Origin of the sequence: Larkinella arboricola, from assembly GCF_003259745.1 — a bacterium.
Taxonomy (GTDB): domain Bacteria; phylum Bacteroidota; class Bacteroidia; order Cytophagales; family Spirosomataceae; genus Larkinella; species Larkinella arboricola.
This window is the reverse complement of sequence record NZ_QLMC01000005.1, coordinates 266,341-283,231: the sequence shown is the minus strand read 5'-3', so window position 1 is coordinate 283,231 and position 16,891 is coordinate 266,341. Positions and strand designations below refer to the sequence as shown.

At 50.8% G+C, this 16,891-nt stretch carries 13 protein-coding genes and 1 tRNA gene; 12 read left to right on the top strand and 2 right to left on the bottom strand.

Going from position 1 to position 16,891, the window contains the following annotated elements; translation table 11 throughout:
* The first annotated feature begins 152 nt into the window (after positions 1-152).
* From LX87_RS20325 to LX87_RS20295, 7 genes are all read left to right on the top strand, one after another.
* Positions 153-617 carry a hypothetical protein gene (locus LX87_RS20325; RefSeq protein ID WP_111630109.1) on the top strand — a complete coding sequence of 155 codons (465 nt, stop codon included), beginning with the start codon at positions 153-155 and terminating at the stop codon, positions 615-617.
* A gap of 13 nt (positions 618-630) precedes the next feature.
* Positions 631-2,640 (top strand): DUF5977 domain-containing protein, encoded by a 2,010-nt coding sequence (locus LX87_RS20320; RefSeq protein WP_211325344.1) that lies wholly within the window; start codon positions 631-633, stop codon positions 2,638-2,640.
* Entirely contained in the window at positions 2,637-3,167 is a 531-nt protein-coding gene (locus LX87_RS20315) for a hypothetical protein (RefSeq protein WP_111630107.1), read from the top strand. The genes LX87_RS20320 and LX87_RS20315 overlap by 4 nt, the downstream gene beginning before the upstream one ends.
* A 72-nt stretch (positions 3,168-3,239) precedes the next feature.
* Positions 3,240-3,860 (top strand): hypothetical protein, encoded by a 621-nt coding sequence (locus LX87_RS20310; RefSeq protein ID WP_146624511.1) that lies wholly within the window; start codon positions 3,240-3,242, stop codon positions 3,858-3,860.
* A 67-nt stretch (positions 3,861-3,927) separates the two neighbouring features.
* The gene (locus LX87_RS20305; protein WP_111630105.1) at positions 3,928-7,812 is read left to right on the top strand and encodes a tape measure protein; all 3,885 of its coding nucleotides are present in this window, start codon (positions 3,928-3,930) and stop codon (positions 7,810-7,812) included.
* Positions 7,813-7,875: 63 nt separating this feature from the next.
* Entirely contained in the window at positions 7,876-9,297 is a 1,422-nt protein-coding gene (locus tag LX87_RS20300) for a hypothetical protein (protein WP_111630104.1), read from the top strand.
* Positions 9,298-9,406: 109 nt separating this feature from the next.
* Positions 9,407-9,613 (top strand): hypothetical protein, encoded by a 207-nt coding sequence (locus tag LX87_RS20295; protein WP_111630103.1) that lies wholly within the window; start codon positions 9,407-9,409, stop codon positions 9,611-9,613.
* A 94-nt stretch (positions 9,614-9,707) separates the two neighbouring features.
* Here LX87_RS20295 and LX87_RS20290 read toward each other — a convergent pair whose 3' ends face one another.
* Both LX87_RS20290 and LX87_RS20285 read right to left on the bottom strand, forming a co-directional pair.
* Positions 9,708-10,979 carry a site-specific integrase gene (locus LX87_RS20290; RefSeq protein WP_111630102.1) on the bottom strand — a complete coding sequence of 424 codons (1,272 nt, stop codon included), beginning with the start codon at positions 10,977-10,979 and terminating at the stop codon, positions 9,708-9,710.
* Positions 10,980-11,094: 115 nt separating this feature from the next.
* Positions 11,095-11,168 (bottom strand) — tRNA-Ile (locus LX87_RS20285).
* Positions 11,169-11,343: 175 nt separating this feature from the next.
* Between LX87_RS20285 and LX87_RS20280 the strand changes: the two genes are divergently transcribed.
* From LX87_RS20280 to LX87_RS20260, 5 genes are all read left to right on the top strand, one after another.
* On the top strand, positions 11,344-12,618 hold the full coding sequence (locus tag LX87_RS20280) for an HD domain-containing protein (RefSeq protein ID WP_111630488.1): 1,275 nt from the start codon (positions 11,344-11,346) through the stop codon (positions 12,616-12,618).
* A 74-nt stretch (positions 12,619-12,692) separates the two neighbouring features.
* Positions 12,693-13,724 (top strand): UDP-3-O-(3-hydroxymyristoyl)glucosamine N-acyltransferase, encoded by a 1,032-nt coding sequence (gene lpxD / locus LX87_RS20275; protein ID WP_111630101.1) that lies wholly within the window; start codon positions 12,693-12,695, stop codon positions 13,722-13,724.
* A gap of 65 nt (positions 13,725-13,789) precedes the next feature.
* Positions 13,790-15,184, top strand: a complete 1,395-nt coding sequence (locus LX87_RS20270) for a bifunctional UDP-3-O-[3-hydroxymyristoyl] N-acetylglucosamine deacetylase/3-hydroxyacyl-ACP dehydratase (protein ID WP_111630100.1) — start codon at positions 13,790-13,792, stop codon at positions 15,182-15,184.
* A gap of 97 nt (positions 15,185-15,281) precedes the next feature.
* Positions 15,282-16,076 carry an acyl-ACP--UDP-N-acetylglucosamine O-acyltransferase gene (gene lpxA, locus LX87_RS20265; protein ID WP_111630099.1) on the top strand — a complete coding sequence of 265 codons (795 nt, stop codon included), beginning with the start codon at positions 15,282-15,284 and terminating at the stop codon, positions 16,074-16,076.
* An 86-nt stretch (positions 16,077-16,162) separates the two neighbouring features.
* Positions 16,163-16,777 carry an ABC transporter ATP-binding protein gene (locus LX87_RS20260; RefSeq protein ID WP_111630098.1) on the top strand — a complete coding sequence of 205 codons (615 nt, stop codon included), beginning with the start codon at positions 16,163-16,165 and terminating at the stop codon, positions 16,775-16,777.
* Positions 16,778-16,891 lie beyond the last annotated feature (114 nt).

Genomic DNA, 16,891 nt, shown 5'->3' with positions numbered 1-16,891 from the left:
GGGCACTAGAATAAAGAATGACTGGATGAATGATAAAGCCAGGCTGATTTTCGGTCTGGCTTTTTTGTGCGGCTCCGGCCGACCGGCGCACAGGATTGTGTCCTATCGACTGCCCGGCCGGTGGCTTACCTTCCGATTAAAAAGAAAAAGCCATGATGCTGACCGGCACTTTACACACCTTTATCCAGTACTTCCGGACGTTTGCCGACGCGCACCCGTCTGTTAAGTTCTTTATGTTCGGCTCGGTTGAAAAGGGCATGGCCTTTGCCCGTTCGCTGCCCGATTTCGACTACCCCTTTTTGTGGTTGGAAGAACCCGTCATTGTCACCCAGGACAACGACGCGGCCCACGTCAATGACCGCTTCCGCGTCGGGGTTTCCGTTCTCCAAATTGCCCCCCTGGATGACAATGAAGCCCAGATTGACGCCTACGCCCTGGGGCTTCAGATTGTCACGGACCTGCAACACAAACTTCGCAAAGACCGTAAGAAAGGGCTGATTCACACGGATTTGCTCGGTCAGCGAAAGGAGCCCATTTCCCAACTCTGGGCAGATGGCCATTACGGCTTCCGGCTGGAATTTGAATTTGATATGAACATCAACGCCAACGTTTACTAAGATGATTTTACCGTTGAAATTGGCCTTAAACCCGATTGTCGTCAACATCGAAGCCGCTGACCCGCTGCTTAGTGATCGGGCTGGACTCCAATACTTCCTGAAAGTGATGGTGCCCGAATTTTACCTTTCCAACACCTTTAATGAATTGGTGGAACTGGAAGGGAGCGAGATACCGCCGGAAGAGATGTCTCAGGGGACCATTTACCGGGGTGCTTACTTCGAGCTCGAAGAACAGTTGGAAGGGTTGTTGACCCGAACCGCGCCGGAATTTGGTCAGGATGGAATCCGGGCCTGTGAAGGGCTGGTGAGTCCGTATTACCTGACGGCCCGGATTGAAAACTACGGAGAGCCGATTTATGAAAAGACGTTCCCGGTGGATTACGTCATTAAAGCGGGGATCGACGAAGCGGACTTTGCAGAGTACAAGGATTATTTTTTCACCAATTACATTCAGGGGACGCGGTTTTTAACCTGGGCGGAAGATCACAAGCGAGTCCATCCGGAGCAACCCGAGTTTTTATACTGGCTAACGAATGTTTCCCCGCTCCCGTCCCAGATCAACCTACGCTGCCGGGTGGAATATGCCGAAGAATCAGACGAAAGCCCCTTCACGGTAGCCAGTCTTGACAACGTGGCTTCCATGACGGTGTATTGTGCCGCGGTGGGCTACCAGGCATTGGGACTGGAATCAAAGGAAGGCCAGGTGATTGGCTGGCGGGTCTGGCTGGAAGATGCCAACGGCGCCAGGCTGACCGAAGATCGAAGTTACTGGCTGGATCAGCAGTACCGGCGGAACGTCCGGTTCATTGTGTTTGCCAACAGCCTGGGCGGGTTTGATACGCTGTACCTGACCGGACAGGGGGAAGAAAGCCTGAATGTAGTGCGTTCCATTTCCGAGCGGTACCCGGATTATAATTACCTGCCATCCTACGCCGAAACGGTGATCAATGCCACGGCCGGAGAACGGCAACTAACGGTTTCAACGGGGTGGCTATCGAAGGCGCAGCGGGAATACCTTCAGGAACTGCTACTGAGCAAGGAAATCTATTACGTCTCCGAACGGGCGTTTTTGCCGCTGGTGCCTTCCTTCGATTCGGTGCGGCCGGTGGTCGATGACGAAGATTTGATTGGCCGGACGCTGACGTTTCGGTTTACCAATCCCAAGCGCAATTTTTCCAAACTGCCGATCCTGACGGGGGTAATACCCCGGGCCACGGCCTGGCGTCCCAAGGCGGTGGCCTGTCTGCTGGATGCCAATGGCAAACGGACCGGTAAAAAAGCGGCAACGCTCATCGAAAAGTATTACCTGGACGATAACAGCCGGGTAGCCGAAGCACCCATCAAGCCAAATATTCCGGGTACGGAAGGCTATATCCCGCCGGTGGTATCGCCGGATTGCGCGGTGACGCCCTACCTCAATACGGTGATCAGTAAACAGGGAACCTACACCAAACAGGGTTGCTCAACGGGGCAAGTGGGATCAACGGCCCTGATTACGATTGCCGCCGAAACCTACGGGAGCGAGATCAGCCAGGCCGACGCCCAGGCCAAAGCGGAAGCCGCCTGGCAAGCACTTAATACTCAGGCATACGCCAACACCAACGGCGCTTGTGTGTTTTCACCGGAAACGTACTCCTACAACGTTCCCGCAGATCACTTCCATTACCGGGTTTCGGATGCGTCGAAGATTTCCATTCAGTATGGATCACCGACCGAACAAAGCATGGGTAATGGTTGGACGGTGCAGGGAAGCGGGGGGAGTTACATCTTTCCACAGTTTTCGAATGATCTGAACTTCCCGGTATCCGTGCTGTATTATGATTTCTGGACCTTACTGATCAAGGGTACCCGAAACACCCAACGTCGGGTGAAAATTTATAACAATGGTGTTCTGATGATCAATAGGTTGATCACCATTAACGGGGAAGGCTTCGAGCAGATTAACGTTTTTTACAATAACGGCGCGTCAGTATTTACGCCGGTTTCGGGGGATAAGTTGTATATCAGCGTAGAAAACCCATGACGGAAGAATTTTTTGACCAATTCGAAGAAGCCGCCATTGAACTGGCTCAGGAAGGTATTTTGTGGTTTCAACGGGCCATTGAGCAAAAGGGTCTGGTGCTGACGGAAGAACTCCGGCGGGATTTCAATTACCGCCTAATCCGGACGACCCATCAACTGGTAATTGAATACGACTTCAGGCAGTACGGCCGCTTTAAAGATATGGCCCGGCTCCGGTATGGTACCCACATGCCACCGGTAGAAGCCATGATGGAGTACGTGGAGCGTCATGACCTGAATGTTTTTGCCTACGTGGAAGGGTATCCGGGCAAACAGGTTCCCACCGTCAAGAATGCCACGGCCCGGATTGCCTGGGCCATTGCCATGGGACGACGGCGGGTTCCGTCTGTTGCAAGGGGCTACCGCGGTACCTGGTACAACTCCACCAAAATGGACATTTTCAACCATGCCAAAAAGCGGGTTCGGGCCATGGCGTCCGGTTTTGTGATTGCCAATCTGAAAAAGCAGTTGGAAGCCGGTAACAATTAAGCCAAGAGTAGTCCAATTTTTGCAGGGTATTTGTCACAATAATTTAGCTTTATTACTCACACTCATATTATCATGAAACAATTGTTTTCAATCTGTCTAGTAACTATTTCCCTATTGCTTTCTTTCATCGGATGTAAACCGAAGGATATTGAAAAGAAACAACCTATCAATTTGTTGCAGGATGGCGAAATAAGCGGTAAAACCAATTTCTGGAAATTTATTGTTTATAATGCGGCGACTAGTAGTGTCGATACTTTATCCAAAGACTTTGTGGGTAATATAACCAACGCTCATTACACTTCCGGCCCTAACTCCTTAATGATTAGCAGGATTCAGAACACGGGGAGTCCATTATATGCTTATTGGCGTCAAGTCATCCTTAATCCGTCTATTCCTAAAGGAGCAACCCCAGTATTGAAAGCAAAAATTAAAACGGATAATGTGATAGGTGCTACTGTTTGGATGTCTGCTCTGGGTTTAACTAACAACGATCAAACTGAAAATTATTGGAACACAAACGAAGGCATTTCTGGAATTGCTGATAATTCGGATTTTAAAGAGTATACACTAAGATTAGAGAACTACTCGGACAAGTTTGGCCCTACAGAAAAATTATACATCACTATTAGTACAGCTAATCGCAATGCACCAGGAACGATCTATATAGACGATATATCATTGACGATAGAATAAAGAATTCCGTCCTGTTTTAGAGAGAAGCTTTGGTCCAACTTGGGTCAAAGCTTTTTTCATTTTCTCCATGAACACCACGGAAACCAGTAAGCTACGGGTTGAAATTGATGGTGACGACGCTGCACAAACGTTCGTCGCCCTTCAGACGGAAGCCAAGGAAATCAACAAAGAATTGCGCCGGATGAAAGAATCCGGAGAAGAAGGTTCGGAAGCCTGGAAGGAACTGAAACTTCGTCAGAAGGACATCAACGAAGAATTGAGGGAGATGAAGAAAAACATCGACATCAATGATGCTTCGATGGCCGAATTAACCTTCCGCTCCCGGCAATTGAACAGTGAGCTCAACGGTTTGAAAACCGGTTCGGAAGAGTGGATTGCCAAAATGAAGGAAGTGGCCGAAGTCGAAAACCGGATTTCGGAAGTCCGGGAAGAGATGAAGCGGCTGAAGGGGGAAGGGGACGAACAGACCAGCTTTTGGGGAACCTTCAAAGGCCATTTGGCCGCGGCATTCACCTATGACGCCATCATGGAAGCGGGCCGGGCCGTGTTTGAGTTCGGTAAAGAAGTCGTCGAAACCGGGGCCAAGTTTGAGAAGTATCAAAACGTGCTGAACACCACTCTGGGCGATACCCAGAAAGGGGCCGAAGCATTTGAAATGCTTCAGGATGTAGCCGCCAAAACCAACTTCTCGCTGGACGAAATGACGGATAGCTACATCAAAATGGCGAACCGGGGACTTCGGCCAGGCCAGGAAGAATTGATAAAACTGGCGGATGTAGCCAACACCAGCAGCAAGCCCATGGGTGATCTGGTGGAAGCCATCAATGACGTCAACAATACCGATCGGTGGAACGAATTCGGGATCAAGGCCCAGACCAACGGGGATAAAGTCAGCCTGACGTTCAAGGGGGTAACGCAGGAGGTGGAACGCTCGGAAGCGGGGGTTCTGGGAGCTATTACCGCCTTTGGAGAAATGAACGGCGTCATGGGTATGACGGCCACCATTTCCCAGGGGACGGAAGGACAGTTGGCCAACATGGGCGACAAGTTGGATAGCTTATACGCCGGGATTTTCAACAAAGGCAAAGATGGCTTTAACGGCCTGATTAGCTGGATTTCGAGCCTAATTGAAGTCCTGGTTGATGTGGTCAAGTTCTCTGACCCGGTGGTTCAGGTGTTTGATTCGGTAGTAGATGTCGTCGGTAGTACGTTCCGGTCCATCGGTCAGTTGGTCGGTAGCCTGTTTGGATTAAACAGTGAGTCCATCACAACGCAAAAAGTGATGGAAGGAATTGGCTATGTCTTCAACGCCATTCTAACCCCCATTCGGCTGGCATTGACCGCGGTTCAGGTGTTTGTTGATGGGCTAAACGCCCTTCAGAACAAGGGAAAGGAAGTGTTGAACTTCTTTGGGGCCGACTTCAAATTAGATCCCAAAGCCAGTTTCGACACGTTGGCCAAAAACGCCCAGGCCAACTTTAAATCCATCGAAGATTCGTGGAAGAAAACCGAAACGGGCCGGGAAGCGCAATCTAAAGCCACGAATAAAAAGATTGAGGATGATACGGTCAAGTCTGGGAAAACGGTTTCAGCGGAAGCCAAGAAGGAAGCCGAAAAACGAGCGAAAGAGCACCAGAAAGCCGAAGCCGACAGTCTGAAAAAGATTGAGGACATGAAGGTTGCGGCTATCAAAAGTGAAGTGGAACGCGAAGTGGCCAAGGAAGATTTGCGCTACAAGCGGGAAGTTGAAGCCGTCAAAAAATCGGTGGCGTCCCAGAAAACGAAGAATGAACAGTTGGCGTTGCTGGAAACCGACCACCAACGCCGGGTAGAGAAAATACAGGCCGACGCCCAGAAGAAACAGGATCAGCTACTCGACCGCTGGTTGGAAGATGAGTATGTCAAGAAAATCAAAAAGGCGCAGGCTTTCGCCAACGGTGAACTGGAAATTGCCCGGAAGACCATTACCGATAAAGAAAAATTAGCCCAGGTCGAAAAGCAGATTCAGGAGTATCTGGCCAAAGAGATAAAGGCCATAAAAGATGGCCAAGCGGCCGATGAAGAAAAGGCTCGGGCCAAGAAAGCCAGGGAAGAGCAGCAGCAGCGTGACAACGCCCTGAAGGCTGAAAAACAGCTATTTGATAGCCAGTTTAAAGAAGCAGCCGCCAATGCAGATTTAAACCTGTCACTGGCGAAAGATAATGCCGATAAGATTTTCAAGGCAAAGCTGGACCGGCTGGATGCTGAACTGAAGTATACCAAACAAAAGCTCGAGAATGAAGCCCAGGCCGAGAAAGAGAAAAACAAGGCACTGATTGAAGATGCCGATAAACGGGCGGAAGCCGATAAAGCGATTGACGCCCGTTTACTGGCTCAGAAGTCCGCGGCTGATGCCAAATACCAGCAGGATAAAACGGCGCTGGATAAGGAGCACCTGGACAAACGAAAAGCCAACGCTGACCAGTTTTTCAACGCCATCAATGGCTTGATGACCGGGGATTACAACGGCTTCATGGATTTCCTGAATAAGAAGCTGGCCAACGATGCAGCGGCTAATAACCAGCGCCTTCAGGACTTCGCCCAGAAGGGGCAGGAAACATTGGGCATTGCCAGCCAAGTGGTGGGAACGCTGAATAATATCAATGACCAGTACACTCAGCGTCAGTTGGCCCGGATTGCCAAAGAACGGGATGAAACCATTGCGGCCAAACAGGAAGAAATTGCCAAAATAGAAGCCTTTGAGAAAGATTACGAAGTTCAGAAGCTGGCGTTAACCAAGGAGTATTCAGAAGCCAGGACGGATGAAGAACGGGCGGAAACCCAGAAGAAACTTCAGAATCTGGAAAACGAGTATAATTCCCGGCTCGATGCCAAAGAGCAGTTGGAAGATGCCATTGACGGGGTTCGGAAAGAAAGCGATGCCCGGGAGAAAAACGCCAAGCTTCAGGCATTCAACCGGGAAAAGACGCTGAACATTGCGGCCGCGTTGATCAATGCCGCCCAGGCTTCGTTGAAGTCTCTGGCAACCCTGGGTTTTCCGCTTGGTCTGGTGGGGGTAGCCGCTTCGGCAGTACTGGCCGGTATCCAGATTGGTATTATCAAAAACCAGAAGCCACCGTCCTACAAACAGGGTGGTTACGTCCGGAATGCCGGTGTTCCCCAAGGCCCTGGGCACGGTCGTCAATACGGACAGTCGGGAATTTCGCTGACTCGCCGGGATACCGGGGAAGAAGTGGGCGAAATGGAAGGGGATGAACCGATTATGATTCTGAGCCGCAATACCTACAAAAATAACCGGCCCGTCATCGACCGCTTGCTTCATAGCTCCCTGCACCGGAACGGCGCCCCGATCTACGGCAATGGGGGGATTAGTGACGGCGGCAGTTACCGGGATTACCTCGAACCGCTTGGGTACGGTAAATCCTATCTGTTTGGCTCCCGTAAAGCCAAGAAACAGGCCAAAGAAGCTGAAGCAGAAGCCAAGCGAATGGCCGCAGAGCAGGAAGCAGAAATGGCCAAGATGCAGGCCGAAATGGACGCGTTAGCCAATCAGAGCTACGATGCCGGAAGCTACGATACGGGTGGCTTACCGTCGGATGGAATTTCGGTGCCGGGGGCGGATGGGGATATGTCGGGCACTATCTCAACAGCCAATAGCGAGATTTCCAAAAGTCAGAACATGATGATGGACATTGCCGACAACACCGGAATGACGGTGGACGCCCTGGGTGAATTACAAGCGTTCATGGCGGATACCCTGCTTCCAACCCTGAAGCAGCAGAATGACGCCCTGGCGACCAGCTTAACCGGCAAGATTGATGAGCTCATTACAGTGGAACGAACCGCCAACGGCTACCTGGACCGCATTGCCGCCAAAGACCTGTCGGTTCAAACGTTCGTCAACGTCATGAACCAAATCAACGTCGTGGCCGGGGATTCCGACCTGAAATAAATCTGCATTCTGGATCGGCCGGCCGATTGGTTTCGCCGGTCGATCCCTTCAAACACAACACCCATGGTTGATATTCGAATTGATGGCTATAGCGTCGATATGACGCCCGGAACGCGTCTGACGCTGGAACGTTTTAACCCCATGCTGGACTTTTCGGCGGTGCAGGGTTCACGCGTGTACGGATTTACCCTGCCCGACACACCCTTAAACCGGCGGATTCTGGGCTTTGTCAATCAGGCTCAGGTACCTTACCGAAATCGAAAGTTTTATTGTGAGAAGTATGTGAATACCCAACTGATTGAGCGTGGTTACGTGAAGATTCAGGACGCTCCCTCGGGCAGCTATAACCTGTACTTCACGCAGAACCTCGGGGAAATATTCGGTGATCTGCAAAATGTGTTGTTGCCGGATATTGACTTCGGATCGGTGGCGGCTCCGGCGGCTCCGGTGCTGGACGTCGATCACCTAACTGCCCCCTTCGCCTTCCCCCAGGTTGAAAACCCGGGATTTTATGGAAATAACGGTTCAGTACCGGGATTTAATAATGCCATGAACCGGGTCGATGTGGTGTCCGGAGTGATGGACGAAAAGGCCCGTGTTCCTATGGTTTTTCTGCCCTGGCTATTTCAGCAATTTGGTGAAATGACGGGGTGGCAGTTTGATGGCGGCTTTCTGGAAGACCCGGACATTTTGCGGCTGTTGTTCTTCAACCTGTACAGCCTGGACGAACTTTCGACGATCCAGTATCAAAACCACCTGCCGGAACTGTCGTTCCCGCAACTGCTGATTGCGCTCCGGCAGAAATTCAACCTGTACATGGACTTTGACGTCCGTAGGCGTTTATGTACCCTGGATTATTCGGATGACATCCTGAAGGCTCCGACGATGCTGGATTGGAGCGCCAAGGCCGAACCGACGCATACGAAGCTTCCGGAGCTACAGAACCGGCTGGAACTATCGTATGCCATTGACGGCAACGATGCGTTAATGAAGCCGATCCCGGCGGATTTCGATAAATACACGACGGCCGAAACAGCCCAGACCGCCGGGGGAAGTTTGCTCCCGATCCAAAGCCGGTTCAGTACCCTTCAGACCAACCCTACCAGCGGTTTGGCCATGACTTCACAACCGGGAATTAGTGTCTATAACAAGGATTCAGCAGCCCGGGGAATGCCCCGCCTGTTATTCTGGAAAGGGATAACTGACGGCCGACCGGTGGCCACCAATGAAATCAACGGACGGCGGCTAGTGTGGAACGGCGCGGGGAACCTGGTGGACTACCATTGGCGAGCGTTTGAGCGGTTTAAGGCCAATACATTCCTGATCCGGAAGATTCTGTACCTGACTCCGGCGGATTTGGCAACCTTCCGTTTCCGGAATAAGGTGCATATCCGGGGGGTCAATTATATCATCGGCAGCATGAAAGCGGTGTTGGGTGCCGATGAAAATATTATTCCGGCGGAAGTGGATTTGTGGAAGGTATAAAAGCCGTCCTGTCAGTTTCGCCCTGAATGCGTGAATTTTGAATACAATCTGATTTGCTCAACGTTCTTCAATAGCCGGGTGACCGGCATCTAAACTAAACTTTAAAATTATGGCTAGATTTATTCGCGTTATTGAATTTACTAATCAAGAGTATGTAATCAACATTGATGTAATTCAAGCAATTACTAGTGTTGGGAAGGATGGGGTTGAAATGACTAAAATTTGGTTGACAAACAGGGATATTACAGTAAGAGAGCCCTTTGGAAACGTAATTGAAAAAATTGAAAGAGCATTAAGAACTGAGCAAATACTTTAAATTGAGAGAATAATCTTTGGAGATTCAACCAGGTCGACAGATCGAAAACTTATATAATATTTGGTAAAAGCCCTTCCAGAGCGGAAGGGCTTTTTCAGGCAGCATCTTTTTTGTTTTCCTGTTTGCAGAATAGCTTATCGAAAACATTGATCTTCTCCTTCTTCCGCTTCTCGCTTATATGGACGTACTTCATAGTCGTTTCAAGATTTGAATGTCCCATATAATCCTTCAGCGTAACCACATCACCGCCTAATTCAATAAACAGAGTTCCGAAGGTATGCCGGGCAGTATGGGTTGTTGGATCGAACGGAAACTTAAGGTATTCGCCGATTTTCTTTAAAATCCGGTTAGTATACTGTTCAGAAAAGGTCTTGAATAATTTCCCGGTGGTGGAATGAATAAAGGTCTGACAGATCGGGTGCAGGGGTATCCGGACGATCTTATTAAAGCGCCTGGTTTTGTACGGCTTAATCACCAGCCAATCACCCTGTATGTTATCATGGCTGACAGCCTGGATGTCAGAGATACGAAGGCCCGTAAAACAACTGTACAGATAATGGGCTAAAACCTGACGCCAGGCATCAGAGGTGACGGGGTGATTTACCAGCTTCAAAAGCGCCTGTAATTCTTCTTCTGTATGGGCGTGTGGTAAACTTTCAATCGCCTTGTATTTGAAGTTTTTAAACGGATTATCAAAGACGTGTTTGTCTTCCAGCGCCCGGTTGACGTAGGTTTTAATGTCCCGAAGATTTTTAGAAATTGTTACCGGCTCATTACCGTGTTGATTTTTGCAGAAGGCCGCAAAGTTCTCCAATAGTTGCTTCGTTAGCTGGTTGAACGGCAAGGGATGTGGGAACCGTTCTGGCTCCACTGGTGCTTCTTCCCTCCTACCTTTTACCTTCTTCTGGCACTCCTTAATCCAAAACTCGTTCAGCTTATTCAACGCGACCTGGTTGCAATCGTAGGTTCCCTTCTCAATCTTCCGACGTTTATACCGTTCCCTTGATTCATTATCGAAGTACCGCAGAAAGCAGTTACGCGCCTTGAAGTTGTAATACTCCCTTTCCAGATTATCGATGGTCAGCACTTTTCCAGATAGCCGGTGTGACTTAAAAATCTCATTGATTTTGCTGCATTCGGTGACAATGATCATGCTGTAATCAGTGCAGTCCTGGTCCTTCTCATGGCGCGGTTTCAGCTTTCCGGCGGCCTTATCAAAGTGGCTTGGCGGCCATGAGATTTTAAGCGGAATCCGGGTCCATTTCCCGTCAATCGACACATAAATGTGTATCTGGCTGGTGCCATCTTTCTTCACGTAATCATCCTTGATGATCACCTTTTGACTGAAGGTCTGATGATTTCCCATTAGGAGAGAATTAGGAAAAATTGGCGTGGAATTTTATTAGGAAACCGATTAGGAAACGGAAAAACCCCGAAAACAGCCTGTTTTCGGGGTTTTTTAGGGTAATTTTCGTGTTTCGTGGGCCCACTTGGAATCGAACCAAGCACCTACTGATTATGAGTCAGTTGCTCTAACCGAATGAGCTATAGGCCCGAACCGGTAACCCGGCCGCTTGCTCCAAACGAAGAAAGCGTTTGCAAATATATAAAAATAGGCTTTTACGACAAATTGTTCAGACAAAAGTCCGTTCGCTCGATGGACCGGCCTATCCCGCAACATTTTGTACCCTTTTGGCGTATATTTGCCTGTAAACCTGCACCATTCGCCGTTGGCCTCTCAGAACAAGAAAAAAATCCTTAATGACCCCGTCTACGGGTTTATTACCCTGCCAAACGATCTGACGTTTGATTTGGTCGAACACCCGTATTTCCAGCGGCTCCGGCGGATTAAACAGCTCGGCCTGTCGGAACTGGTCTATCCCGGTGCCCTGCACACGCGGTTTCATCACGCCCTGGGCGCCATGCACCTGATGGGGCAGGCCATCCAGACCCTGCGTAGCAAAGGCCACAAGATTTCGGAAGCCGAGTGCGACGCGGCCCAGATTGCCATTCTCCTGCACGATATCGGCCACGGACCGTTTTCGCACGTACTGGAATATACGATTCTGGAAGGCATCCCGCACGAACGCCTGTCGCTGCTGCTGATGCACGAACTGAACCGGCAGTTTGGGGGCGGGCTGACGCTGGCCATTCAGATGTTTGAAGGAACCTACCACCGGCCTTTCTTTCATCAACTGGTTTCCAGTCAGCTGGACATGGACCGCATGGATTACCTCAACCGCGACTGTTTCTACACGGGGGTAGCCGAAGGAACCATCGGCGCCGACCGCATCATTAAAATGCTGGACCTGGTGGATGACCACCTGGTGGTGGAAGGAAAAGGCATTCTGAGCATCGAAAATTTTCTGAGCTCCCGCCGGTTGATGTACTGGCAGGTGTACCTGCACAAAACCTCCCTCTGCGCCGAAGCCATGCTGTTGCAGATTATCCGGCGGGCCCGGTTTTTACTCAGCCAGACCGAGGCTGAGTATTCCGGCGTGCCGACGGTTTTTACAACCCCGGCCCTGCACACGTTCCTGTCCCGGAAAATTACAATGGACGATTTTGAACAGCACCCGGAATACCTCCGCGCCTTTTCTCAACTGGATGATTACGACATCTGGACGTGCATCAAATTCTGGAGCCAACACCCCGACCGGGTTTTATCCACCCTTTGTCAACTGCTGCTCGACCGGCGGCTTTTTAAAATCCTGATGTCGGATGTTCCGTTTGCCGGTGAACTGGTGCGCGAAATCGAGCAGCAGTTGCTGGATGCCGGGCTTCAGCAGGACGAACTCTCCTATTTTCTGGTCGAAGGCGTGGCGACCAACTCGGCTTATTTGCCTTCCATTGACAACATAAACATCAAAATGAAAGACGGTCGAATCATCGACATTGCCGATGCGTCCGATCTTCCCGGTATTAAAGCGCTCACCAACATGGTCAAACGATACTACGTTTGCTGGGCGAAAAACCTGACTCAACAACCTGTCCGGTTGGTATAGTTCAATTTGTTCTCTACCTTAGCGGCACGATTATCCAACTCATACATAGCTCCAACGACGACAACGTCAACTCTATGGAATTTACAGTGAAGCAGATTGCTGCCCTGCTCGGCGGTACGGTTGATGGGAATGATTCTCTGAAAATCAATCAACTGTCCAAAATCGAAGAGGGAAAAGAAGGCAGCATCTCCTTTTTATCCAATCTCAAATACGAACATTACCTGTATACAACAGCCGCATCGGCCGTCATTGTCAGCAAGCATTTTCAGCCGCGGCAACCCGTCAAGGCGACTTTAATTTTCGTAGATAACTCCTATTCCGCTTTTTCAACTTTACTCGAACAGGTAAACCGGCTTCGGAACATCGAAAAAACCGGCATTGAACAACCGTCTTTCATCGCCGACAGCGCGCAGGTGGGCGACGGTATTTACCGGGGAGCCTTTTCATACATCGGCGAAAATTGCCGGATCGGCAACAACGTCAAAATTTACCCGCAGGTCTATATTGGCAAAAACGTCACCGTTGGCGACAATACGGTTATTCATAGCGGTGCCAAAATCCTCGACAATACGGTAATCGGCCAGAACTGTGTCGTTAAACCCAATGCCGTCATCGGCAGCGAGGGCTTCGGCTTTGCTCCGCAGCCCGACGGAACGTACCGGCCCATACCGCAGTTGGGGAACGTCATCCTGGAAGATAACGTCAGCATCGGCGCCAATACCACCATTGATTGCGCCACGATGGGATCCACCATCATTCGGCAGGGCGCTAAAATAGACAACCTGATTCAGGTGGCCCATAACGTTGAAATCGGCAGAAATACGGTTGTGGCGGCTCAGGCTGGCATTGCGGGTTCCTCCAAAATTGGCGAAAATTGCCAGATTGGCGGACAGGTCGGGGTAAGCGGTCACCTGATGATTGCCAACCAGACGAAAATTGCAGCGCAGGCCGGCATTATGAAGTCGATCAAACAGGAAGGCTTATCGATGTTCGGAGCACCCGCCGTTGAATTGAAGGACGCCCTGCGTTCGCAGGTGGTTTACCAGCGGCTGCCGGAGCTCGAAAAACGCATCCATGCGTTAGAAAATAAATTAAACAATCAGTAGTCACCCGCAACCGGCAAAAAACTGTTTACGAGTGACTTAACCCCTTCAGGTCAGAAGCTTACGGAATGAACACCAAACAGCAAACGATTCAAAAAGCCGTCTCCGTCTCGGGTGTCGGATTGCACACCGGCGTGGTGGCAACGATGACGTTCCTGCCCGCTCCGGCAAACCACGGTTATAAATTCCAGCGCGTCGATTTACCGGGTCAGCCGATTGTGGATGCCGATGTTGATAATGTAGTCGATCTTTCCCGCGGCACCACACTGGAGCAGAACGGAGCCCGGATTCATACCGTTGAACATACGCTGGCGTCGCTCGTCGGGCTGCAACTCGACAACGTGCTGATTCAGCTCGATGGTCCGGAGCCACCCATCATGGACGGCAGTTCGATCAAATTCATCGAAGCGTTGCAGGATGCCGGTATTGAAGAACAGAACGCCTACCGCAACTACTTCGAAATCAGCGAGTACGTTCATTACAAGAATCCAGAAAAAGACATTGAAATTGCCGCCCTGCCGCTCAACGATTACCGGCTGACGGTTATGGTGGACTATAACTCGCGGGTAATTACGAGCCAGCACGCTTTCCTGAACGACATCAGCCAGTTTTCGTCGCAGATCGCCATGTGCCGGACATTTGTGTTTCTGCACGAACTGGAAGCACTTTACAAACAGGACCTGATCAAGGGCGGTGATCTGACCAACGCCATTGTGATTGTAGACCGCGATGTGCGGGAAGGTGAACTGGATTACCTGGCCGAACTGCTGAACAAACCGAAAGTCAGTGTCAATAAAAAAGAAGGCATTCTGAATAACCTCGACCTGCACTACCCCAACGAGATGGCCCGCCATAAGCTGCTTGACCTCGTGGGGGATCTGGCGCTTGTCGGGCGACCCCTCAAAGCCCAGATACTGGCGGCCCGGCCCGGCCATGCGGCCAATGTTGCTTTCGCGAAAAAAATCAAAAAGCTGATGCAGAAAAATGCGTCGAATAACATTCCGACCTACGACCCGAAGCAACCGCCTGTTTACGACTTTCAGAAAATAGCCAGCCTGCTTCCCCACCGCTACCCGTTCCAGATGATCGACAAAATCATTGCGCTGGACGAGAACAGCGTGGTCGGCGTCAAAAACGTCACCATGAACGAGCAGTATTTTATGGGCCACTTCCCGGGCAATCCGGTTATGCCGGGCGTGCTGCAACTGGAAGCGATGGCCCAGACCGGCGGTATCCTGGTGCTGAGCACCGTTCCCGATCCGGAGAATTACTGGCCCTACCTGATCGGTATCGAAAACTGCCGTTTCCGCCGGAACGTGGTTCCGGGCGATGCGGTTATTTTCCGCTGTGAGTTTATCTCACCCATGAAACGGGGCATCGTCAAAATGTCCGGACGGGGTTACGTAGCCGGACAACTCGTCTGTGAAGCCGAAATGATCGCCAGTCTTGTTAAGAAAAAATAGGTTTAAGGTTTGAAATATCCGGCTTAGGGAACCGTTGAATTTCAGCATCCCTGCCAGTCCCGTACCAATCAACCTGAAACGTTAAACCACCCAGTTGATGCTTCAACCACTTGCATACGTTCATCCTGAGGCTAAAATTGCTCATAACGTCGTTATCGAACCGTTCGCGATCATCCATAAAGATGTGGAAATCGGAGAAGGGACCTGGATCGGCTCCCATGCCGTCATTAACGAAGGAGCACGCATCGGCAAAAACTGCCGCATTTATCCCGGTGGTGTCATCTCAGCGATTCCTCAGGATCTGAAATTCAGAGGGGAATATACGTTGACTTTTGTCGGTGATAATACCACCATTCGCGAATACGCTACCGTTAGCCGGGGAACGGAAGAACACCGCAGAACCGAAATCGGCAGCGACTGCCTGATCATGGCCTACGCCCACGTCGCGCACGACTGCCGGATCGGAAACCACTGCATCATCGGCAATACCGTCCAGATGGCCGGACACGTTCACCTGGGCGACTGGGCGATTATCAGCGCCTTCAGTGCCGTTCATCAGTTTGCCAAAATCGGCAGCCACGCCTTTATTTCGGGCGGAACGCTGGTGCGGAAAGACGTTCCGCCGTTTTCGAAAGCCGCCCGCGAACCCATCACCTACGCCGGTATCAACTCGGTGGGGCTGCGTCGGCGCGGCTATACCAACGAGCAGATCAACCAGATTCAGGAAATTTACCGTTACATCTACCTGCGCGGTCTGAACAACGCCGAAGCCCTGACCCGCATCGAACTGGAACTGCCTCCTTCCGACGAACGCGACGAAATCGTCAACTTCATCCGCAACTCCGAACGCGGCATCATGAAAGGACCGTCGGGCCGCGAAGTAGGCGAGTGATTTTTAATTAGGGGTGATGAATGATGAACGATGAAGGCACAACCGAAAAGTAACTTATCGCGCATCATTCATCATTTATCATTTCCATGAATATTACCACCGAACGACTTGGCAAGCGCTTCCGGCGCGAATGGATTTTCCGGAACGTTGACCTAACCCTGCAAGCGGGTTCGAGCTATACGTTCGTGGGTCCCAACGGCAGCGGCAAATCCACGCTGCTGCAAACCCTGGCCGGTGTTCTGCCCGCTTCGGAAGGCACCATTCGCTACACACACGAAGGAAACTCGCTGGAGGTCGACAACTGGTTTCGGCATCTGGTGGTGGCGGCCCCGTATCTGGAACTGATTGAAGAACTGACCCTGCTTGAACTGCTGACGTTTCACCAGTCGTTCAAACCGTTCAAAAACCAGCTGACATCCGAGCAGCTTTGTGAACTGATGTTTCTCACCCACGCCCGGCACAAGGAGATCAAGGCGTTTTCGTCCGGCATGAAGCAGCGGGTGAAGTTAGGGCTGGCTTTTTACTCCGAAGCGTCTATTGTCATTCTCGACGAACCCACCTCCAACCTCGACAAACAGGGCGTAGCCTGGTATCAGGAACGGGTTCGCCAGCTTTCCGGTCAATTGCTGCTGATTGGCTCCAATCAGCCCGACGAATACGATTTCTGCCCCAACGTGATCGACATCAGCCGCTGGAAGTAAGCCCGAAGGCTCCTATACCGCCCCATAAACCGGCCCCTGCCCAAAACGCCCTTCCACCGCTATCTGGTTGCAACTCTTTGCCCCGTTATGGAGTCATAGGTAAGTAAGAGAACA

What these genes read in the sequence shown, in the direction of transcription:
- LX87_RS20325 (WP_111630109.1), top strand. Translation starts at nt 153, where the DNA reads ATGATGCTGACCGGCACTTTACACACCTTTATCCAGTACTTCCGGACG.
- LX87_RS20315 (WP_111630107.1), top strand. Translation starts at nt 2,637, where the DNA reads ATGACGGAAGAATTTTTTGACCAATTCGAAGAAGCCGCCATTGAACTG.
- LX87_RS20310 (WP_146624511.1), top strand. Translation starts at nt 3,240, where the DNA reads ATGAAACAATTGTTTTCAATCTGTCTAGTAACTATTTCCCTATTGCTT.
- LX87_RS20305 (WP_111630105.1), top strand. Translation starts at nt 3,928, where the DNA reads ATGAACACCACGGAAACCAGTAAGCTACGGGTTGAAATTGATGGTGAC.
- LX87_RS20300 (WP_111630104.1), top strand. Translation starts at nt 7,876, where the DNA reads ATGGTTGATATTCGAATTGATGGCTATAGCGTCGATATGACGCCCGGA.
- LX87_RS20295 (WP_111630103.1), top strand. Translation starts at nt 9,407, where the DNA reads ATGGCTAGATTTATTCGCGTTATTGAATTTACTAATCAAGAGTATGTA.
- LX87_RS20290 (WP_111630102.1), bottom strand. Translation starts at nt 10,979, where the DNA reads ATGGGAAATCATCAGACCTTCAGTCAAAAGGTGATCATCAAGGATGAT.
- lpxD (WP_111630101.1), top strand. Translation starts at nt 12,693, where the DNA reads ATGGAATTTACAGTGAAGCAGATTGCTGCCCTGCTCGGCGGTACGGTT.
- LX87_RS20270 (WP_111630100.1), top strand. Translation starts at nt 13,790, where the DNA reads ATGAACACCAAACAGCAAACGATTCAAAAAGCCGTCTCCGTCTCGGGT.
- lpxA (WP_111630099.1), top strand. Translation starts at nt 15,282, where the DNA reads ATGCTTCAACCACTTGCATACGTTCATCCTGAGGCTAAAATTGCTCAT.
- LX87_RS20260 (WP_111630098.1), top strand. Translation starts at nt 16,163, where the DNA reads ATGAATATTACCACCGAACGACTTGGCAAGCGCTTCCGGCGCGAATGG.